The sequence below is a fragment of the Streptomyces sp. NPDC040589 genome (assembly GCF_055594445.1).
This window is the reverse complement of the sequence record NZ_JBVIWP010000004.1, coordinates 737,191-758,960: the sequence shown is the minus strand read 5'-3', so window position 1 is coordinate 758,960 and position 21,770 is coordinate 737,191. Positions and strand designations below refer to the sequence as shown.

Below are 21,770 nucleotides of genomic sequence, written 5' to 3'. Positions count from 1 at the left end.
CCCCCCCTCGCCCCCCCCCCCCCCCCCCCCCCCCCCCCCCCCCCCCCCCCCCCCCCCCCCCCCCCCCCCCCCCCCCCCCCCCCCCCTCCGCCCTTGGACTCACGAACACCCGTGTTCAGGTCGCCGGTATCGGTACCGGCCAGCTGGCCGGGCACTGGGATGCCATCGCACCGGTGTCCGGCAAACTCCCGTACGACAACCACCTGTTCCGCCGGAGGGGCTGGTCGGCGAGAGCGGTGTTGTGTCAGGAGCCGTAATAGGGATTCACGGCGATGTACCCGGTCTCGCACTCGTCGGGCGTTCCGGGTGCGCTGCGGCACAGGGTCATCGTGAGGCTTCTGATGCCGCTCGGGTCGGTGGCGGCGAAGTTGTGGAACTCGGTGGTCGTGCCGCAGCCGTCGGTGTTGTGGTTGTCGCCCAGGGCGTGGGCGGCGCCGGAGCCGGTCTGGAGGGTGAGGGGGGCGTAGACGGAGCGGTCGTCGCAGGTCTGGTCTGTGACGGCCAGGGCGCCGTTGTGGAAGGAGTTCCGGTCGACCCAGGTCACCTGGACGCGGGTCCGGTCTCCCCGACTGGTGGTGGTGTCGCCACTGGTGGTGTGAGCCCAGCCCTGGCCGGCGGTCCCCAGCGTGAGCGCGGTCGTGGCGGCGACCACGAAACCTGCACGGCGCATGTACAGGCCTCCTCCGGCGGAGCGGCCAGCTGTGCTGCCGCGTATGTCGTGTCAATCCTCGACCGCTCCGGGCAGTCACTTCTCGCGAGGGGCCGCCACATGCGTGAGCGGCTCGGGAGGAGAGCCGGCCGCGGAGACCGCCGCGCTACCCGCGTTGGCCAAGGCGTCGCCACTCTCGTCCGCCATCGCGCTAGAGCGTCGCGCTGCCGCGGCGTCGGTCCGGTCGGGGCGGAAGCGTGGGGGTGGTGGCCGGGAACTTCACGACGCCGCCCGCCGGAGCTCCGGCTCCGCCCGGCCGTCGGGGTGGGTCAGGCCGAGGTGGTCGCGGAGTGTGGTGCCGGTGTAGTCGTGGCGGAACACACCGCGCTCCTGGAGCAGCGGGACGACGGTGTCGGCGAAGGCGTCAAGGCCGCCGGGGGTGATGTGCGGGACCAGGATGAAACCGTCGGCGGCGTCCGCCTGGACGAAGGCGTTGATGGTCTCGGCGACGGTGGCCGGGGAGCCGATGAACGACTGGCGGCCGGTGGTCTCGATGACCAGCTCGCGGATCGACAGGTTCTCCGCCGCGGCGCGCTCGCGCCACTGCCTGGCGACGGCGATCGGGTCGCGGAACATGCGGACGCTGGCCCGGCCGCGGGCGATGTGGGCGGCCCTGCGGGCTGCGCGGCACGTTGAACCGGCCCGCGATGTCGAAGTGCTGCCCGCGGTGGACGAAGGCTCCGGCTTGCGCGTCCTTCAGGAAAATGCCGGATTCCCGGTCGGCGACGATCTCGTCGCCGTGCCAGGAGTCGAACAGCTCGGTGGCGGTGGCGAGGAACTCCTTGGCCCGGGAGTAGCGCTCCTCCTGCGGGAGGAAGCCGCCGCGCCGGAAGTTCTCGCCGGTGAAGGCGTCCCAGGAGGTGACGACGTTCCAGGCGGCCCGTCCGGCCGACAGGTGGTCCAGGCTGGCGAACTGCCGGGCCACCTCGTAGGGCTCGTTGAAGGTGGAGTTGATGGTGCCGGTGAGACCGATGCGCTCGGTGACGGCTGCGAGGGCGGTCAGGACGGTGAAGGTGTCGGGGCGCCCCACCACGTCCAAGTCGTAGATCCGGCCGCCCTGTTCACGCAGTCGCAGCCCCTCGGCGAGGAACAGGAAGTCGAACTTGGCGCGTTCGGCGGTCCGTGCGAAGTGCGCGAACGAGCTGAACTCGATGTGGCTGCCCGCCTGCGGGTCGCTCCACACGGTGGTGTTGTTGACGCCGGGGAAATGGGCCGCGAGATGGATCTGCTTCACGGGCTTGCCCGTCGTCGCCCTGCTCGTGGCCGGTGCTCCGGTGGTCGGTTCGCTCATGGTCGTACAACTCCTCCGGCTTCAGGCGGCGGCATAGCGGTTGGCGGGGCGGGCGAGCCCGAGCAGCCCGCGCAGGGTGTTCGCCTCGTAGGCGTGCCGGAAGGCGCCTCGGCGTTGCAGTTCGGGTACCAGGCCACGGGTGACCTGCTCCAGGTCGTGGCCGATCGCTCCGGGGCGCAGCCGGAAGCCGCTCAGGCCGGCCCGGCGGCGCTCCAGCAGCAGGTCCGCCAACTGTCCGGGCGTGCCGGTGAAGATCTCGGCGTCGCTGGTGTACGGGTAGCCGGACAGGCCGTCCAGACGGGCCTTGCGGTCCGCCGCCGCCGTGGGGTCGTCGTCCAGGAACACGACCAGGTCACCGAAGATGTGCAGCGGCTCCTCCGCCCGGCCTGCCTCGGCCTGGGCGGCACGGATCTCGGCGACGACGGCCTGGCCCTGGTCGGTGTCGTGCGGCGTGACGTACCCGATGTCGGCCGAACGGCCCACCAGTTGATACGGCACGCTCTGGTGCGCGAGCGCGCTGACGACGGGCTGCCCCTGCGGCGGCCGGGGGGTGATCGAGGGTCCCTTGACGCTGAAGTGCCTGCCCTCGAAGTCGATGTAGTGCAGCTTGTCCCGGTCGATGAAGCGCCCGGTGGCGACGTCGCGGATCTCCGCGTCGTCCTCCCAGCTGTCCCACAGGCGGCGTACCACCTCGATGTGGTCGGCTGCCTCGTCGAAGAGGCCGGTGACCAGGTCCCGGCCGGCCGGGGTGTCCCAGTCCTCTGCGCGGAGGGGCGGGAAGGCACGACGGCCGAAGTGGGCGGCCTCGTTCCGCCGTGCCGACACCTGGACGCGCAGGCCCGCGCGGCCGGTGCTGACGTAGTCCAGGGTGGCGATGGCCTTGGAGATGTGGAAGGGCTCGGTGTGCGTGGCGACCACGGTCGGCACCAGCCCTATGTGCCGGGTCAGCGGTGCGACCCGGGCCGCGACCAGTACGGCGTCCAGCCGGCCCCGTAGCTGGTCGGTGCGCACGTCCGGCTCTGTGGGATGCGAGGACTGCGGTCCGAGCGCGTCCTCGAACGTCACGAAGTCGAGCAGGCCGCGTTCGGCCTCCGTCACGAGGCCGGCCCAGTAGCCGGCGGTGAACACGTCGTGGGGCCGGGCACCGGGCTCACGCCATGCCGCCGGGTGCCAGCCCGTGCCGTCCAGTGCCACGGCAAGGTGAAGAGGGGGAGGTGCGGACACGAAGAGGGTGCCTTCCAGGTCGGCCGTAAGTGATCACCAGCCCTCCCGAGGAGGGCACGGGGCCCGCCATGTTCCGGTATGGCGGGCCCCATGTCGTCGCAGATTAGGCGGGGTTGGGCGGACGAAGGTGGAGGGCGTATTGCGGTTCCATGAAACCGTTCGGCCCCTGCCGAGCGGGCCCTTCCGCGATGTGAACGGCCCAGTCGAGGATCTGGACCGCCGCCCCCGCGGCCTCCAGACCTTGGCAATGGGCGTGGTGCCTGCGGGCGATGCCGTCCAGGTCGAGATGGCGGCCGAAGGCGGGGTGGGCGGCAAGCCGTCGGGCGTAGGTCCACAGGTGCGGGTGGTCGGCGATGCGGTGGACCGCGGCGGCGTCGAGGTGCAGCCGGTGCACGGTGTCGAGCTGGACCAGGGCCACCCACAACCGCACGTCGGCGGCGGTCAGTTCGTCGCCGAGGACGAAGTCCTGGTCGGCGAGGCGCCACTCCAGTGAGCCCAGGACCCGTAGGAGGGAGCTGAGGGCGGTGTGGCGCGCCGTGGAGTCGGTGTCGGCCTGTCCGGCCTGCTGTGCGGCCTCGTTGATGTTGTGGTCACAGAGACGTTCGACGGCCTCTGTCTCCTCCTCCGCGCCGTGCGGGTAGAGGACGGGCCGGTCGGTGCCGTCGTCACCGAAGCGCCGGGCCAGGTCCCGGAGGATGTGCGAGGAGTGCGTGGTGACGATCCGCCCGGTCCAGGTGTCGCTCAGCACCGGTGCGAGGGCCGGCCCGGGATGCCGGTGCGAGCTGGCCTCGTACAAGGGGCTCAGGGCGGAGTGTCCGCCGTCGGGCAGGTCGGGGAGGACCGGCAGCAGCACGACCGGGAGGGTGTCCTCCAGGCCGAGCAGGCTGTGGGTGATGGCGATCCGCAGACAGTGGGGGCAGGACAGCGAGAGGTGGAGACGGTAGCGGCGCGGCGCGGCGTAGTAGCCGCTGTTGGCGTCGCAGCCGATCCTGCCCCGGAACGGCGGCGGTGAGGGGAGGGACGGGACGGTGGTCAGGGGTGCGGCGGGCATGTGTCTCCCTGGGTCCGGGTCCGGCTTCTGGTTCTGGGAGGTGCGGCGGGCGGGCGGCGCACATGGGGGACGGGTGCGCGGCGGCGTCGGCGCACACCCGTGCGCGGCGGGGTGCGGTGCCGGTGGGCGCCGCCGGTTCAGCGGAGGGGGCTCGCCGCGCTGCAGACGCGCAGGAGATCGATGTGCCGGCGGGAGGTGAGGAGCAGGGACCACCGGCCCGCGCGCGACGCGCGGTCGGCGGGCGGCTCCAGTCGCTCCATCATTTCCTACCGATGCACTAGGGATCTCTGCTCTGGAGTGTCAGGCGGCTTTCCCGCCACGTCAAGAGGGCCCGCACGCGCCGCGGCCGCTCCCTCTCCCCCTTCCACTGCCCCGGCCCGGTTCCTCAGCCGTTCGCCAGCTCTCCGAGCAGCTTCCAGGTGCGGCGCCGGTCGGCCTCGGTGCCCAGGTCCGTCGTGGTGAAGACCACTTCCGTCGCCCCGGCCTCCCGGTATCGCGCGACCTCGGCGGCGACCGCCTCCTCGTCCCCGATCACGGCCTGGTCGACGGCCCGGGTGCCGCCGGACAGTCCGATGACGCGCTGGTAGGACGGAAACCGCTCGTAGAACGCGAGCGTCTCGGCCGCCTTCTCCCGCACGCTCTCGGCGTCAGCGGTGACGACTCCGGGGACGAACGCCACGATGCGCGGCGCGGTCCGGCCGGCCGCCTCGGCCGCGGCGGTGACGGCCGGGACGATGTGTTCGGCGAGGGCGCGTGGGCCGGCCAGGTACGGGAGGATGCCGTCCGCGAGTTCGCCGGAGACGCGCAGCGCCTGCGGCGCCATGGCGGCGACCAGCAGCGGCACAGACGGTTCGGCACCCGGCACCGCGCCCGGCAAGGGGGTGGTGGCGGTCAGCAGCTCTCCGTGGAAGTCGGCGCTGCCCGTTTCGACGAGTTGGCGCAGGGCGGTGAGGAATTCCCGGAGCAGGCGGATGGGGCGCTCGTGCGGGATTCCGAAGCCGGTCTCCGTCAGGTACTTGGTGCCGAGCGCGAGCCCGAGGTGGTAGCGGCCGCGGGTCGCCGCCTGGGCGGTCTGGGCCTGGCTGGAGATGAGGAGCGGATGGCGGCCGAAGACGGGGATCGCGGAGGTCCCGACGTGCAGCCCGGGTACCTCGCGACCGACGATCGCGGCCAGCGTGGGCGAGTCGTATGCGAAGGTCTGCCCGAACCACGCGGAACGTAATCCGGCTTCGTGGGCCTCCCGAGCCAGCCGCACGGTGCCGTCGATCTCGTGGTGAAGGGGAAGCGCTACTCCGATGGTCATACCCGGGGCAACCGGCCCGCTCTCGACCGGCATTCCCGCTCGCGCATGACAAGCTCATGACCGCTTTGTAACGGGGTTTCCTTCTGATGGCTCGGCTACTTCCGGGCCATGCAGCGATCCGCTTCGTAAACCTCGGGCGCTCCGGCGTCAAGGGCAGCCCGCCGTACCCGGGGACCGGATTCCCGTAGCCGTACGGGGCGTTTCATCGCAACGCCGTCATCACCAGCCCCCGGATCTCCTGTTCCGACACGTTTCTTCCGCCGCTCACCAAGCGGTCGAAGACCAGCCCGTCCACGCAGGTCAGCAGCGTGACCGTACGGTTCTCGGAGTCCGGGAGGCCTTGCGCGGCCAGGAAGTCCCGTACGACCTGCCGCCCCGCGTTCTCGCGCGCCACGAGGATCTCCCGCAACTCGGGGTGGCGCACGCTCTCGAGGGCGCACGCGTAGCGCGCGAGGGAACGCCGCCGTCCGTCTCCGGTGAGCCGCCGCTCGACGAAGCCGGCGATCCCGGCCACCAGTTCCTCGGCATGCTGCGGCATCGGTGTCTGCTCCCCGATCTCCTGGAGTTCGGTCTGGTCGAGTGCGACCAGACGCCGGACCAGTGCGGTGAGCAGTGCCTGGCGGGTGCGGTAGTAGGCGGATGTGGTGCCGGGCGGCAGGTTCGCCGCCCGGTCCACGGCACGGTGGGTCAGTCCTCGTATCCCGCTCTCGGCGAGCACGGCGATGGCCGCGTCGGCGAGGAGGGTGCGTCGGTCGGTGGACATCCCTCCTTTCTACACCTGTAGAGAGTCGGAGTACTCTTCTTCTACATCTGTAGAAGCACGGTGAACGGGGGCGGGCCAGGCATGGGCGGCAGTGCGGTGGTGGTCGGGGCGGGCATCGGCGGGCTGGCCGCCGCGATCGGCCTGCGCCGGATCGGCTGGGACGTGACGGTCGTCGAACGCGCTGGCGTCCTGGCCGACGTGGGCGCGGGCATCTCCCTGCACGCCAACGGCATCCGCGCCCTGGACGTCCTCGGCGTCGGCGAAGCGGTACGCGCGGCCGCCCGGCCCCAGTACACCGGGGGCACCCGCACTCCCGACGGCAGGTGGCTGGCGCGTATGGACGGGGCCGTGCTCGAACGGGAGCTGGGCACGCCGATCGTCGGTATCCCCCGAGCCGTACTGCACCGCCTTCTGCGTGCGGCGCTGCCTCCCTCGTGTCTGGTCATCGGATCCGAAGTGGCATCCGTCGACCGCTCAGGCCCCGGCCGGGTCCGCGCGCCGGTCACCGACGGCGTCCTGGACGCCGACCTGGTCGTGGCTGCCGACGGTGTGAACAGCCGGCTGCGCGGACAGTTGTTCCCCGGCCGGCCCGGCCCCGCCTACAGCGGATCGACGGTCCTGCGTGCCATCACCGAGCATCCGGTGCCGTTGCGCACCGACTTCGAACTGACCTGGGGGAAGGGAGCCGAGTTCGGCCACATCGCCTTCACCGACGGCCGGGCCGAGTGGCACGCTGTGCTCAACTCGCCCCCGGGCATACGGCATCCGGACGCCCTCGCCGCGCTGCGTCGGCGGTTCGGTGACTGGCACGACCCGATCCCCGCGTTGCTCGACGCCACCCGGCCGGACGCCGTCCTGCACCATGACATCCACGAGCTGGCCACGCCCTTGCCGGCCTTCGCCGAAGGCCGGGTGGTCCTTCTCGGCGACGCCGCCCACGCCATGACCCCGAACCTCGGCCAGGGCGCCTGCCAGGCCCTGGAGGACGCGGCCACCCTGGCCGCCGCGCTCGCCACCGAACCCACGGTCGATTCGGCACTGGCCCGATACGACGCCGAGCGCCGCCCCCGCAGCCAGTCCGTGGCCCGGGCCGCCCGCCAGGCCGGCCGGATGGGCCAGCAACTGACGCACCCGCTGGCCGTCGCCCTGCGCAACGCGGCCCTCCGTCTGGCCCCCTCCCGCGCGACCGTCCACGCCATCCTGCGCCATGCCGACTGGACGCCACCGAGCCTGGAACGCACCGGGCCGACCAGAGACGCGGGCACGCGGTCTTGATCCAGTGCGGCGGCCGTTCCTCCACGTGGTCAGCGCTGAAGGGACGTGAGGAAGTCCCCGAGGAGTGTCGTTCTTCCGGCGCCAGGCCGACCTGCCTCCCGCTGCCTGGCGCGCCGCTTATGGCACAGCCGGCGCGCACAGCGTCTGACACCCGCGCGACAAGCCACCAGCCGCTGATCGGAAACGGTCGAGCGCACTACGTGCCGTCCAGACGGGCGAGGCCGCACTGCGCTGACTGACACCCCGCGGTCAGCCTTTGCCAGTGGGCAGCCGACGGGCCCTTCCGTCCAGGGGACGCGGCGCGTGCGGGCCCCTGTTCAGGTCCCCGCACGTCGAGAAGCCGAGCAACCTATCGTTGCGGTCATGGTCTTCCAGTCGACGACAGAACCCACCGTCTTCCACGCGGCGTTCCGCGATCAGTTCGAGATCTTCCTCGATGAGCATCGGTCCGCGCTGCGCGACAGTCTCAACGGGCTGACCGAAGAGCAGGCGCGCCGCTCGCTGGTCCCGTCCAAGACCACGCTGCTCGGCCTGGTCAAGCACGCCACGTTCGTCGAGAAGGTCTGGTTCGACGAGGCGGTCACCTGCCGGTCTCGCAGCGAGATCGGCATTCCCGACACGCCCGATGAGTCGTTCGACCTCCACGACGACGACACGGTCGCCTCGGTCCAGGATGCCTATCAGCAGGCATGCGCCGAGTCCCGCCGAGCCACGGAGAAGCTGACGCTGGACGACCTCGTACGAGGCAACCGCCGGGGCCCGCTGCCGCTGCGCTGGATCTACCTCCACACGCTGCGCGAGCTGGCTCAGCATTGCGGCCACGCCGAGATCCTTCGCGAGCAGATCCTCAGCGACACGACGCGCCACGGCTGATCCGGAGCGCCGACCCGGGCGCCGCCCCCGGGTCCCGTAGGGTCAACATCGTTGCACCGCGAGGGACTTGGAAGGCGGAGACATGAGGCGTGACGAGCTGATCCGGCCGGTGCCGGAGCTGTTGCGGCAGCACGCCGAGGCGGCCGGGCAGCGGGTCGCCTACTCCGACTCCTCGCGCAGCGTCACCTACGCCGAGCTGGAGCGCCGTACGCGGTCGCTGGCCTCGTACCTGAAGACCCGGACGACGCTGGGCGGCGGCGACCGTGTCGCGATCTGCCTCGGCAACCGCGTGGAGACGGTGGAGAGTTGCCTCGGCGTGCTGCGCGCGGGGATGGTCGGCGTCCCGCTGAATCCGCGGTCCTCCGACGCCGAGCTGGCCCACTTCCTCCAGGACAGCGGTGCCGAGTTCGTCATCACCGACGCCGCGCGTCTCGCACAACTGCGGCGCCTGGGAACGCCGTACGACCGCCTGGGCGTCCTGGTCACCGGGAGCGGCCCGGCCCCGGACGGCGCCGAGCCGTTCCTGAGCGCGGTCGAGAGCGACGCGTCCGCGGAGATCGACCTGCTCGGGCTCGACGATCCGGCCTGGATGCTCTACACCTCGGGCACCACGCACCGGCCCAAGGGCGTGCTGTCCACGCAGCGGGCCGCGTTGTGGTCCGTGGCCGCCTGCTACGCCCCGATCTTCGGCCTCTCGCCCGACGACCGGCTGCTCTGGCCGCTTCCGCTGTTCCACAGCTTCAGCCACTCGCTGGCCATCCTGGGCGTGACCGCTGTGGGCGCGAGCGCCCGGATCGCCGGTGAGCTGCTGCCGCCTGGCGGGCTACGGCACGAGCTGCTCACGGCTCACGAGGGGCTCGGCGGCCCCTTCACCATGCTGGCCGGTGTGCCGACGACGTATCACCAACTCGTCGATTCGGCGGGGGAATTCCCGCAGGCGCTGCGGATGTGCGTTGTGGCCGGTGCGTCGAGTGGTCCCGCTCTGCGCGCGGCCGTGGAGGAGAACCTCGGGGCGCCGCTGCTCGACGCGTACGGCAGTACCGAGACCTGCGGCATGATCGCGGTGAACCGCCCCGACGAGCCCGGAGCCGACGGTTCCTGCGGGAGGCCCGTCCCCGGCATGGACGTACGCCTGGTCGACCCGCGCGGCGGCGAGGACGTCCCGGACGGGGCCGAGGGCGAGGTCTGGGTGCGGGGGCCGGGCCTGATGGCCGGGTACCACGGGCAGCCCGAGGCGACGGCCGCCGCGCTGCGGGACGGCTGGTACCGCACCGGCGACCTGGGCCGCCGCGTGGAACGCGGTCATCTCCGGCTCACCGGCCGGGTCAGTGAGTTGATCATCCGCGGCGGTGAGAACATCCACCCGGCGGAGATCGAGCAGGCTTTGGCGCGGTGTCCGGGCGTGTCCGAAGCCGTCGTCGTGGGGGTGCCGCACGACGTGCTCGGCGAGGTGCCGGTCGCCTTCGTCGTACCGGGCCCTGACGGGATCGACGCACGGCAGGTGCTCGCCGAGTGCCGGACCCGACTGGCCGACTACAAGGTGCCGACCGAGATCCACGAGATCGCCGCCGTCCCGCGCACCGCGTCCGGCAAGATCGCCCGGCACGCGCTGGCCGTACCGGCGGCGGCCGCGGCCGACACCGCCCATACCGCCCTGCGCGAGCGGCTGCTGTCCCTCTCGCCCGCCGACCAGGAACGCGCGCTCCGCGAAACGGTGCTCGCCGAAACGGCCGAGGTCTGCCGGTACACGCCCGGCGATCTGCCCGACCCGGCCGGCCCCTTCACCGATCTCGGCTTGACGTCCGTCGGCGTCGTCGAACTGGTGGACCGGCTCGGCGAGCTGACCGGCCTGAACCTGCCGTCGACGCTGGTCTTCGACCACCCGACACCGGCCGAGGTCGCCCGCTACCTGCGCGTGGCGCTCTTCGAGGCCGGGTCCGAAGAACGCCCGAAGTCGTACGGCGGTCAGGACCGGTCCCCCGACGACGATCCCGTCGTGGTCGTCGCCATGGGCTGCCGCTATCCCGGTGACGTCAACTCTCCCGAGGGTCTGTGGGAGTTGGTGACGGAGGGGCGGGACGCCATCTCGGAGTTCCCGACCGACCGCGGCTGGGACCTGGACGCCCTGTACGACCCCGATCCCGACCGGATCGGCACGTCGTACACGCGGCACGGGGGATTCCTGCACCGGGCGGCGGAGTTCGACGCGGGGCTGTTCGGGATCTCGCCGCGCGAGGCGCTCGCGATGGATCCGCAGCAGCGGCTGCTGCTGGAGACGTCCTGGGAGGTGTGGGAGCGGGCCGGAATCGATCCGGCGTCGGTGCGTGAGAGCGACACCGGCGTGTTCGTGGGCGTGATGTACGGCGACTACTCGGCACGCTTCAGCCGCTCTCACGAGTTGGAGGCCCATCTGGGGCTGGGCTCGGCGGGCAGCGTGGCCTCCGGGCGGATCTCGTACGTCTACGGTCTGCGCGGTCCCGCGATCACGGTCGACACCGCGTGCTCGTCCTCGCTGGTGGCGCTGCACTGGGCGATGCGGGCGCTGCGCTCGGGCGAGTGCTCGCTGGCGCTGGCCGGCGGGGTCACGGTGATGGCGACGCCCAAGCCGTTCCTCGCGTTCAGCCGGCAGCGCGGGCTGTCGCCTGACGGGCGCTGCAAGTCGTTCTCGGCGGCGGCCGACGGCACGGCCTGGGGCGAGGGCGTGGGACTCGTCCTGCTGGAGCGGTTGTCCGACGCTCGGCGCAACGGCCATCCGGTCCTGGCCGTGCTGCGCGGCTCCGCCGTGAACTCCGACGGCGCGTCCAACGGGCTCGCCGCGCCCCACGGGCCGGCACAGCGGCGGCTGATCACACGGGCGCTGGCGGACGCGGGCCTGCGCGCCGGTGACGTGGACGCGGTGGAGGCCCACGGCACCGGCACCAAGCTGGGTGACCCCATCGAGGCGCAGGCCCTGCTGGCCACGTACGGACAGGGCCGCGAGCAGCCGCTGTGGCTCGGGTCGGTCAAGTCCAACCTCGGGCACACGCAGGCGGCGGCCGGAGTCGCCGGCGTCATCAAGATGGTGCAGGCCCTGCGACACGGCGAACTGCCCCGGACGCTGCACGCCGACTCGCCCTCACCGCATGTCGACTGGTCCTCGGGCCGCGTGGAACTGCTGACCGACGCCCGCCCCTGGCCTGCCTCGGACCGGCCGCGGCGAGCGGGGGTCTCGGCCTTCGGTATCGGCGGGACCAACGCGCATGTGATTCTGGAGGAAGCGCCGGAGAGGGGCGCGGCGGTCCCCCAGGAGACGGTGGCGGCACCGCCTGTGCCGTGGCTGCTCTCCGCCGCCGACGAACCCGCCCTGCGCACCCAGGCCCGCGGGCTCGCGACCGAAGTGGCGAACCGGCCAGGCCTGTCGCCCGCCGACATCGGCTACTCGCTGGCGGTGACGCGCTCCGCCCTCCCCCATCGCGCGTTCGTGCCGCCCGGTGACCGGACCCGCGCTCTGGACGCGCTGAGCGCGCTCGCGCAGGGCCGGGACGCACCAGAAGTCGTACGAGGACTGGCGGACCCGGAGATCCGTACGGCCTTCCTGTTCACCGGGCAAGGCGCCCAGCGCCCCCGGATGGGCGCCGAACTGCGCGCTGCCTTCCCGGTCTTCGCCGACGCCTTCGACGAGGTCTGCCGGTACCTGGACGACCGGCTCCCCCAGCCGCTCAGCGCGGTGCTGTCCGCCGAGCCGGGCTCGCCGGAGGCGGCTCTGGTGGACCGTACGGACTTCGCCCAGGCCGGGCTGTTCGCCTTCGAGGTGGCGCTGTTCCGGCTGCTCGAGTCGTGGGGCGTGCGAGCCGATCGCCTGGTGGGCCACTCGGTCGGCGAGTTGGCGGCCGCGCATGTCGCCGGCGTACTCGATCTGCCCGATGCGGCGAGGCTCGTCGCCGCTCGCGGCCGCCTGATGCAGGCACTGCCCGGCGGCGGCGCGATGGTGGCGCTGGACGGGTCCGAGGAGGAAGTCGTCGCCGCGCTGGCGGAGTTCGGGGCGCAGGCGGCCGTCGCTTCCGTCAACGGGCCCCGTTCCGTGGTGATCTCGGGCACGCGGGAGGCGGTGCTCGCCGTCGCGGCCTGCTTCGAGGCGCTCGGCCGCAGGGCCGTACGGCTGCGGGTGAGTCACGCCTTCCATTCGCCCTTGGTCGAGCCGATGCTTGACGATTTCCTTGGCGTAGCACGTGAGTTGACCTTCCGCCCCCCTCGCATCCCGATCGTCTCCACCCTGACGGGGCGACCCGCCGAGCCCGCGGACATGTCCTCGCCCGAGTACTGGGCGCGGCACGTCCGGCTGCCCGTGCGCTTCGCCGACGCCGTGCGTCGGCTCGCGGACGACGGGGTCTCCGCCTACCTGGAACTCGGTCCGGGTCCCGTCCTCACCGCGGCGGCCACCGACTGTCTGCCCGACGCGCTCACGACCGGCTCGGTTCTCGCCGTGGCGACACGAAGCGGAGCGTACGAACCGGAGACGCTGCTGTCGGCGCTGGCGCGGCTGCACGTGGCCGGGGCCGCTGTCGACTGGGCGGCGGTGTACGCGGGTTCCGGCGCGCGCCGGGTGGAACTGCCGACGTATGCCTTCCAGCGGCAGCGGTACTGGTTGGACGCCAGGTCTCCGGCAGCGGCCGACGGCGGGGCCCTGCTGAGCCCGGCGTTCCCGGTGCCGGAGACCGAGCGGACGGTGCTGACCGGGCTGTTGTCCCTCGCGGCCCACCCGTGGCTCGCGGATCATGTCGTCGCCGGGAGGGTCGTCGTGCCGGCGACGGTGTTCGTGGAGATGGCCGTGCGGGCGGGCGACGAGGTGGGCTGCGGCACGGTCGAGGATCTCGTGCTGCTGGCGCCGCTCACCCTGCCCGGTTCCTCGGGGGTGCGGGTCCAGGTCGTGGTGGGTGCGCGGGACGACTCGGGCCGGCGGACGGTCGACATCTACTCCCGGCCGGAGGATTCCACCGAGGACGCCTCATGGGCCAGGAATGTCACGGGTCAGCTGGGCCGGGGGCGCAGTACGCAGGACGAGTTGCCCGCGTGGCCGCCCCGGGGCGCCGAGGCGGTGGACCTCACCGGCGCGTACGCCACTCTCGCCGACGCCGGGCTCGCCTACGGGCCTGCCTTCCAGGGGGTCCGCACGGTCTGGCGGCACGGTGACGATGTCTTCGCGGAGGTCGGGCTGCCCGCTTCGCACACGTCGGAAGCGGGCCGCTTCGGACTCCATCCGGCGCTGTTCGACGCCGCGTTGCACGCGCCGTTGCTGGCCGCGTCCGCCGGGACGAGCCCGGTGCGCGTGCCGTTCGCCTGGAGCGGCGTGAGCCTGCACGCCACGGGAGCAACGGAGTTGCGGGTCAAAGTGACGCCGACGAGCCCGGACACGGTCTCCCTGACCCTGGCCGACCCGTCCGGCCGACTCGTGGCACGCGTGGACTCGCTGGCGACCAGGGAACTCCCGCCCGACCGGGCCGACATGACGGACGACATCGTACGAAGGGCTCTGCTGCGCCCTGAGTGGGCCGGCCTCGACGTCTCCGGCGACGCCGATGAGCGCGCCTGGGTGGTACGCGGGCCCGACGAGCTGAACCTCTCCGAGTTCCTGCCCGGCGCCGGGAACCCCGAAGTCGTCGCCGTCACTGGCATCGCCGACGCGACCGGCACCGATCTGCTCTCCGCCGTACACGAGCTGACCGGCCGCGTACTCAAGACGCTCCAGGACTGGCAGGGCGATCCGGGCACGGCGGGCTCGCGGCTGGTGGTGGTGACGCGGGATGCCACCGGGCCGGTGCCGGACCTGGCCGGTGCGGCGGTCTGGGGGCTGGTGCGTGCGGCGCAGTCGGAGCTGCCCGGTCGTGTGGTCCTGGTGGATGTGGACGGGCGGCCCGAGTCGCTGCGGATGCTGCCGTCGGCGATCGCGACCGGTGAGGCGCAACTCCGAGTGCGAGAGGGGAAGGTGACGGTTCCGCGACTCGTCGCGGCCGGTGATGCCTCAGGCGACGCGGCTCCCTTCAACGCGAACGGCACGGTGCTGATCACCGGAGGCACCGGCGCACTGGGCGCGGAGCTGGCACGTCACCTGGTCGCCGAGCACGGCGTACGGCATCTGCTGCTGACCGGACGCCGTGGGCCGCAGGCACCCGGAGCCCGGGAACTGCGCAGCGCGCTGGAGGAGTCGGGAGCGCGGGTCACCATCGTCGCCTGCGACGCGGCCGACCGTGCAGCCCTGGGCGAGGTGGTCAAGCGCTGCGAGCCACCGCTGACCGCGGTGGTGCACGCCGCCGGGGTCCTCGACGACGGCGTGCTGGACTCGCTGACCCCCGAGCGGATGGCGGCCGTGCTGCGGCCGAAGGCCGACGCGGCCTGGCATCTGCACGAGCTGACCCGGGACATGGGTCTGTCGGCGTTCGTCGTGTTCTCCTCCGTCTCCGGTCTGCTGGGCCGGGCGGGCCAGGGCAACTACGCGGCAGCGAACGCGTTGCTCGACGCCCTCGTCCAGCGCCGCGCCGCCGAGGGGCTCCCGGCGGTGTCGCTGGCGTGGGGCCCGTGGGAACACGCCGACGGCATGGCGGCGTGGCTGCCCTCACGGCACCCACAGCACCCACAGGCAAGTGGCGCGCTCGTGCCGCTGTCGACGCAGCAGGGCTTGGCCCTGTTCGACGCCGCGCTGCGCTCGACGGAGCCGGTCCTGGCGCCGATCCTGCTGGACCGGGCGGCGCTTCGGTCCGATGAGGGGCACCTGCCACCGCCGTTGCGCGGGCTCGTCCGCCAGAACCGGCCGACCGTCGCGGGGAAGTCCTCCGGTTCCGCCGGGTCTTCCGGGCAGATGCTGGAGCCGGGAGCCTGGCGGAAGCGGCTGGCCCCCGTACCCCCCGGTGAGCGGGAGGCGGCGCTCGTGGCGCTACTGCGGGCCGACGTCGCCGCAGTACTCGGCTACTCGCACGCCGACGCGCTCCCGGCCGGCAAGAGCCTTGCCGACCTGGGCTTCGATTCCCTCACCGCCGTGCAGATCCGCAACCGGCTCAGCATCGCGCTGAAGCTCCGGCTGTCGGCCGCGGTGGTGTTCGAGCACCGTACGGCCGAGGAACTGGCACGCCATCTGCTCGGTCTGCTGGACGGCGAACCGGCCGCCGCAGCCGCCCCCGAGACCACAGGGCCCGAGCGACAGGCGTACACCCTCGCCGCCCTGTTCCGGGCGGTCAGTGCCGCCGGACAACCGGTGGCGGCGACGCACCTGCTCGTCACCGCGTCCTGGGCGCTGCCCACGTTCCCGGCCGCCCAGGGTCGCGAACACGCGCTGCCCCCGATCCGCCGTTCCCACGGCCGCTCCGGCTCGCGAACGCCGACGGTCGTCTACTTCCCGGCCTACCATCCCTCGCTCGCGTCGGACGGCGGAGACTTCCCCCGCTTCCACCGCGCGTTCCAAGGCGCCCTGGACGTCCTGGAGTTCCCGCATCCCGGGATCGGCGCCGGTGCCGCCGTACCGGAGGACCGTGCCGCGCTGGCGCGTGCGCAGGCCGAGAACGTGCTGCGGCACGTCGGGGACGTGCCCTTCGTGGTCGTAGGACGGTCGGCGGGCGGCAATGTGGCGCACCTGGTCGCTCACCAGCTGGAGAACATGGGCCGCGCAGCGACCGGTCTGGTGCTGCTGGACACCTACCACATCACTCCGGACAACAGCGGCAAGGACTGGCTGCTGTCCCTGGCCGCCCCGCCGCCGCAGGACACCGGACGGCCCCTCTTCGGCGGGGACGACGACAGCGCCCTGGCGGCGACCGGTGCCTACAACCGGATCTTCCTCGGCTGGGACCCCGAGCCGGTCGCCACGCCCACGCTCCTAGTGCGCGCGCTGCGGCCCACGCCCGCCATGGCGGCCTCCGCCGACGCGGACCACTGGCGGACGTCCTGGCCCGCGGCACACGAGGTCGTGGACGTCCCCGGCGACCATCTGACGATGATGCGGGAACACGCGGAGACCACCGCGTCGGCGATCCGCACCTGGATCGACACGCGGACGACGAAGGGAGACCAGTGAGTCCGGCCCATTCCCCTCAGGACGTCGACGTCATCGTGGTCGGTGGCGGCCCGGCCGGGTCCACCGTCTCGGCGGCCGTCGCCCTGCACGGCCATCGCGTCCTCCTCGTCGAGAAGGAGACCTTCCCGCGGTACCAGATCGGCGAGTCCCTGCTCCCCTCCACCGTGCACGGGGTGTGCCGGATCCTCGGTGTCGAGGAAGAGATGGCGCGGGCGGGCTTCAAGCCGAAGCGCGGCGGCACGTTCCGCTGGGGCCGCAACCGGGATCCCTGGCAGTTCTCCTTCGCGCTGTCGCCGCGGCTGGCCGACCCGACCTCGTTCGCCTACCAGGTCGAGCGGTCCCGCTTCGACGCGATCCTCCTGGACAACGCCCGCCGGGTGGGGGTCGACGTACGGGAGGGCTCCCGTGTGACCGGTGTACTCGCCGACGAGGAGCGGGTCCGCGGGGTGCGCTGGACCGGCCCCGACGGCGAGATCCGCGAGGCCCGCGCCCGGTACGTCGTGGACGCCTCCGGCAACGGCAGCAGGATCCACCGGCACGTCGGCGGAAAGCGGATCCACTCCGACTTCTTCCGCAACATCGCGGTGTTCGGCTACTTCGCCGGCGGCGCTCGGCTCCCGGCACCGAACGACGGCAACATCTTCTGTGCCGCCTTCGACGAGGGCTGGATCTGGTACATCCCGCTCCGGGACGACCTGACCAGCGTCGGAGCCGTGGTCGCCCGCGAGAACGCGGAGGCCGTCCAGGGGGATCCGGCGACCGCCTGGCGCCGGCTGATCGACGCCTGCCCGGAGGTACGCGACCTCCTCGACGGCGTCCCGCAGGCTTCGGAGGCGCCCTACGACCAGGTCCGTGTCCGCAAGGACTGGTCGTACTGGAAGTCGCAGCTGTGGCGGCCCGGCATGGTGCTCGTCGGAGACGCGGCGTGCTTCGTCGACCCGGTGCTGTCCAGCGGGGTCCATCTCGCGACCTACGGCGGGCTGCTCGCCGCCCGGTCCCTCAACGGCTGCCTCGCCGGAACCCTGGACGAGGACCGGCTGTTCGCCGAGTTCGAGGCCCGCTACCGGCACGAGTACAGCCTGTTCCACGAGTTCCTGGTCTCCTTCTACGACATGCACCAGGACGAGCGGTCGTACTTCTGGAAGGCGCGCAAGGTCACCCACATCGGCACGACGGAACTGGAGGCGTTCGTCGAACTGGTGGGCGGTCTGGCGTCCGGCGACGCGTCACTGACCGGGGCCGAGCCGGCCGGCGAACGGCTGACCGCGGTCGCCGACGACTTCGAGCGAGCGGTGCGCCGCCTTCCGGACGCCGACGATCTGCGCAATCCGCTCTACGAGTCGCGGACGTTCCGGCAGGTGTTCCAGGAAGGGACCGTCCTGCAGGAACGCGGGCTGTTCGGCGGTCCGCTGGAGGACGAGGCCCCGCTGCGGCCGGGCGGTCTGGTGCCGTCGGAGGACGGGCTGTCCTGGGTCGACCCCGAGCCGTAGGAATCACATGGTCACCGCCGCGAGACACCCCTTGCCCGGATGCATAGCCTCATGCAGAGTTCTTTCTGCATGAATAGCGGTCAACTGCCTGGATCGAGGGGTGTTTGGGCTTGATCTCGTCTCAGATTGTGAACACTCCGGACACTCCGAGGGGTGTCGACCACGGCTCGGCTCTCGTCGCTCTCGACGGCACCGGTCTCGGTGTGGCGGACGTCGCGCGGCTCGCCTCCGGGACCGCGCGGCCGACTCCCCTGAGCAAGGCGATGCGGCGCATGGAGGAGTCCTGGAACGCCGCCCGGCAGATCGCCGCGACCGGCCGCGTCTACGGCCGCTCCACCGGTGTCGGCGCCAAACGGAACGAGGACGTACCCACCGGGGCGGACGCCGCGCACGGTCTGCGGCTGCTGCGCAGCCACGCCGGCGCCATCGGTGAGGAGATCCCCGCCCGTCAGGTACGCGCGATGCTCGCCGTACGGGCAAACCAGCTGCTGGCCGGAGGCGCGGGACTGCGGCCCACCGTCGTGACGGCGCTGTGCGAGGCACTGGAGAGCGGGGCGTACCCGGTCGTCAACGAATTCGGCTCCGTCGGCACCGGCGACATCGCGGCCCTGGCGCAGGCCGGACTGGCCTTGGCAGGGGAGCATCCCTGGCGCGGGGGCACCCCGCCGGAGCCCCTGCCGCTCGACAACAACGACGCGCTGGCCTTCATCAGCAGCAACGCCCTCACCCTCGGCCAGTCGGCCCTCGCCCTGCACGAGCTGCGCGGGCTGCTGGAGGCCACCCAGGTCGTCGCCGCGCTGTCGCTGCTGGCCACCGACGGCTCGCACGAGGCCTACGCCGCTCCCGTACACGCCGCCCGCCGGCACCGCGGCTGCGCCGACGTCGCCCGCCGTATGCGGGAGTTGATCGGCGCGGCCGATCGTCCGACCCCACCGCTGGACCGTCTCCAGGACCCGTACGGCTTCCGCTGCCTGCCCCAGATCCACGGACCGGCCCACGACGCGGCGGACGCCCTGGAAGAGGTCGTCGCCGTCGAGATCAACGCGGCCGCCGAGAACCCGCTGATCTTTCCCGAGGACATGGCCGCCTACCACCACGGCGGCTTCTACCAAGCCCAACTCGGCCTCGCCCTTGACCACTTCCGACTGTCGCTGACGCAGGTGGCACGCCTGTCGACCTCCCGCCTCGCGACCCTGAACGAGCCCGCCTACACCCGGCTGCGCCCCTTCCTCTCCGACCAGGAGCCCGCCTCCTCCGGCGTGATGATCCTGGAGTACGCCGCCGGGGCCGCACTCGGTGATCTGCGGGCGTTCTCCGCGCCCGCGTCGCTCGGCCACGCCGTCCTCTCGCGCGGCGTCGAGGAACAGGCCAGCTTCGCCTCCCTGGCCGCACGTCAGACGCTGCGCGCCTGCGGCGCGTACCGTCTCGTCGTCGGCTGCGAACTCGTCGCCGCCGTAAGGGCATTGCGCCAGCGCGGCCTGAGGCCCGAGCCAGGGCTTCCGGTGACCCACGCGCTCGAACTCGCCGGATCGGTGCTCGACGAGGACCATGCCGACCGGCCGCTCACGGACGATGTGACGGCGGCGGCCACACTGCTCGACCGGTTCACGGACATCTGGAGGAAAGGCGCGTGAGGTCACCCGTACGGATCGGCGCACTCGTTCCGCTGACTCGGCCGAGGATGGGCCGAGGCGGGCCACCACCTGCTCGCGGGACTCGAGTCGGCCGTATCCGAAGTCAATGACGCGGGCGGGATCGTCGGGAGGCCGCTGGAACTGGTGGTCCGGGACACCGCGGCTGATCCGCGGAGGGCCGCGGCGGCCGTGGACGAGTTGGCCGGCCTGGGCGTGGCGGCCGTGGCAGGGGAATATCACAGCGTCGTCGCTCGCACCGCTGCCACCAGGGCCGACGCTGTCGGCCTGCCGTTCCTCTGCTCGTCGGCGGTTCTCGACGCGCTCACCGAACAGCCGACGGAATGGGTCGCGCGCCTCTCCCCGCCGCAGTCACGCGGCTGGCAGGTCTACGCGGACTTCCTCCTCGGCGCGGGCCACACCCGCGTGGCCGTGGCGACCCAGCCGAGTGTCTACTGGGCATCCGGGACCCGCATACTGCGGGACCGCATCGCTCCACGCGGCGGCACCGTCATCGAACTCGACATGAGCGCGCTCACCCCCACGGCCGTGTGCGACGCGCTCGTCGACCATGGCGCGACCGCCCTCCTGCTGCTGGTCGGCCACCCGGAGCCGGCCGTGCCGATCGTCCGGTCCGTCCGCCGCGACCAGCGCCTAGCCGAAATCACGATCGGTGCTCCCGCCGGACAACCGGAATTCGCCGAATGGGCGACGCTGCTGGGCGACGACGGCGCCGGAATCCCGTTCCTGCGCTACCGACCCGAGCACCTCGGCCCCCTCGGTGCACGAGTCGAGACGGCCCTCCGCGAGCGGCTGGCCGAAGCGCCCTCCTTCGTCGCCTTCGAGGGCTACGACACGGTCGCGGTCCTCGCCGACCTACTGCGTTCGCACGGGCCGGACCGGCGACGCATCGCCGCGTCCTGGCCGGGCGTCGCAGTCGAAGGCACCCGCGGGCAGATCCAGTTCACCCGCACGCCAGGCATCAGCGTCTGGCAATGGGCCGGGCCACCCATCCAGGTCGTGGATCGAGATCCGGCGGAACCCGGTCGCTTTCGGATCCTTCACACCGGCTGAGCCGGGCCCTCGGTGAAGGTTGGATCCACGTCGGTGTGCAGCAGGTCGTGGTCCGAGTACGGGGTGGTCCGCACTCGGTGCTTGAGCGGGGCGATGCCCCGCAGGAAGACGTAGTCGAACTTGCTGTGCCAGTCGGTGGTCGTCTTGCAGGTGCCGGAGGACGAGGGACGGCACTCGGGGTCCGTATCGGCGGCCAGTGCCCAGATCGGGGCGAGTTCGGGAGCGTCCGGCACGGCGTTGAAGTCGCCGAGAACGATCGCACGGTCGTACCGGGCGACGTCCGACGCCAGTACGCGGGCCTGGTCCGCTCGGACCGCTTCTTGACGTCGTTGGGCGAGGTGGGTGTTGAAGACCCGGACGGGCTGGCCGCCCACCATGGTGGTGACGGCCATGTACCCACGGTCCTCGGATCCTCCGTCGGGGTACTCCACCTTGTCGGAGTCTGTCATCGGTGCCGCAGAGAGGACCGCCTGGCCGAAGGCTCCCGGACTCCACGGCGCTCCCCCGCAGCGGCCCCAATCCTGAAGAACCGTCCCGTACTCGACGTGGTACTCCAGCCCGTGAAGGCTCTTCAGATACTCCCGGATCATCTCGACGTCACGCACGCACGCTTCTTGCAGGCCGATGACCTGAGGCGCATACGTGGCGATCTCCGCAGCCCGGCCGACGTTGCTGGCGTCGCAGGGGTTGCAGATGTTCCACGTCATGACCCGGTTCGGTACGACATCCCTGACGGCGTCGACGGGCACCGACCTGCCGAAGAGGGCACCGCTTGGTGCGCTGGGTCCGACCAGCACCATGCAGGCCACGACCACGGCGCCCGCGAGCAACCGCGTATCCCTGACGAGCACCATCGCCTCCTCCATGCGGATCCATGTGGCATCCGACATCTCCACACACGAGGTTATGGGACGGGGCTGTCGGCGACACACGGTTCTGATCCTTCAGCAGAGGCCTCGTCCCTCCCCCTCGGGCTGTGCGCATGCGCCTCGTGGTACTCCAGCCGAACCAAGAGGAGGACGGCGAAGTAACACGATCGGACCTC

General features: G+C 72.1%; 11 protein-coding genes and 2 pseudogenes. 6 read left to right on the top strand and 7 right to left on the bottom strand.

Going from position 1 to position 21,770, the window contains the following annotated elements; translation table 11 throughout:
- Window positions 1-244: 244 nt before the first annotated feature.
- The 6 genes and pseudogenes from ACZ58V_RS21305 to ACZ58V_RS21280 all read right to left on the bottom strand — a co-directional run bounded on the left by ACZ58V_RS21305 (window position 245) and on the right by ACZ58V_RS21280 (window position 6,341).
- Window positions 245-670 carry a hypothetical protein gene (locus ACZ58V_RS21305; protein ID WP_468196299.1) on the bottom strand — a complete coding sequence of 142 codons (426 nt, stop codon included), beginning with the start codon at window positions 668-670 and terminating at the stop codon, window positions 245-247.
- A gap of 258 nt (window positions 671-928) precedes the next feature.
- Window positions 929-2,000: pseudogene (locus ACZ58V_RS21300) on the bottom strand (LLM class flavin-dependent oxidoreductase).
- A gap of 21 nt (window positions 2,001-2,021) precedes the next feature.
- Window positions 2,022-3,224, bottom strand: coding sequence for an LLM class flavin-dependent oxidoreductase (locus ACZ58V_RS21295; RefSeq protein WP_471291415.1), 1,203 nt, complete (start codon window positions 3,222-3,224; stop codon window positions 2,022-2,024).
- Between the two features lie 103 nt (window positions 3,225-3,327).
- Entirely contained in the window at window positions 3,328-4,275 is a 948-nt protein-coding gene (locus ACZ58V_RS21290) for a glutathione S-transferase C-terminal domain-containing protein (protein ID WP_471291413.1), read from the bottom strand.
- A 385-nt stretch (window positions 4,276-4,660) separates the two neighbouring features.
- On the bottom strand, window positions 4,661-5,578 hold the full coding sequence (locus ACZ58V_RS21285; protein ID WP_471291411.1) for an LLM class F420-dependent oxidoreductase: 918 nt from the start codon (window positions 5,576-5,578) through the stop codon (window positions 4,661-4,663).
- Between the two features lie 202 nt (window positions 5,579-5,780).
- On the bottom strand, window positions 5,781-6,341 hold the full coding sequence (locus ACZ58V_RS21280) for a TetR/AcrR family transcriptional regulator (protein WP_471291409.1): 561 nt from the start codon (window positions 6,339-6,341) through the stop codon (window positions 5,781-5,783).
- A gap of 81 nt (window positions 6,342-6,422) precedes the next feature.
- On the opposite strand from ACZ58V_RS21280, the gene ACZ58V_RS21275 reads away from it, so the two are divergent.
- The 6 genes and pseudogenes from ACZ58V_RS21275 to ACZ58V_RS21250 all read left to right on the top strand — a co-directional run bounded on the left by ACZ58V_RS21275 (window position 6,423) and on the right by ACZ58V_RS21250 (window position 20,725).
- Window positions 6,423-7,616, top strand: a complete 1,194-nt coding sequence (locus ACZ58V_RS21275; protein WP_471291408.1) for an FAD-dependent monooxygenase — start codon at window positions 6,423-6,425, stop codon at window positions 7,614-7,616.
- A gap of 363 nt (window positions 7,617-7,979) precedes the next feature.
- The gene (locus tag ACZ58V_RS21270; protein WP_471291406.1) at window positions 7,980-8,489 is read left to right on the top strand and encodes a DinB family protein; all 510 of its coding nucleotides are present in this window, start codon (window positions 7,980-7,982) and stop codon (window positions 8,487-8,489) included.
- 82 nt (window positions 8,490-8,571) lie between these two features.
- Window positions 8,572-16,530 (top strand): SDR family NAD(P)-dependent oxidoreductase, encoded by a 7,959-nt coding sequence (locus tag ACZ58V_RS21265; protein ID WP_471291404.1) that lies wholly within the window; start codon window positions 8,572-8,574, stop codon window positions 16,528-16,530.
- Window positions 16,527-18,020 carry a tryptophan 7-halogenase gene (locus ACZ58V_RS21260; RefSeq protein WP_471291402.1) on the top strand — a complete coding sequence of 498 codons (1,494 nt, stop codon included), beginning with the start codon at window positions 16,527-16,529 and terminating at the stop codon, window positions 18,018-18,020. Before ACZ58V_RS21265 ends, ACZ58V_RS21260 begins: the two co-directional genes overlap by 4 nt.
- Before the next feature lie 113 nt (window positions 18,021-18,133).
- Window positions 18,134-19,654, top strand: a complete 1,521-nt coding sequence (locus ACZ58V_RS21255) for an aromatic amino acid ammonia-lyase (protein ID WP_468196608.1) — start codon at window positions 18,134-18,136, stop codon at window positions 19,652-19,654.
- Window positions 19,636-20,725 (top strand): annotated as a pseudogene (locus ACZ58V_RS21250) (ABC transporter substrate-binding protein). Before ACZ58V_RS21255 ends, ACZ58V_RS21250 begins: the two are co-directional and overlap by 19 nt.
- Here ACZ58V_RS21250 and ACZ58V_RS21245 read toward each other — a convergent pair.
- A complete protein-coding gene (locus ACZ58V_RS21245; RefSeq protein ID WP_471291400.1) occupies window positions 20,713-21,615 on the bottom strand; it encodes an endonuclease/exonuclease/phosphatase family protein in 903 nt (300 codons plus the stop codon). The pseudogene ACZ58V_RS21250 and the gene ACZ58V_RS21245 sit on opposite strands and share 13 nt — an antisense overlap.
- Between the last annotated feature and the right edge of the window lie 155 nt (window positions 21,616-21,770).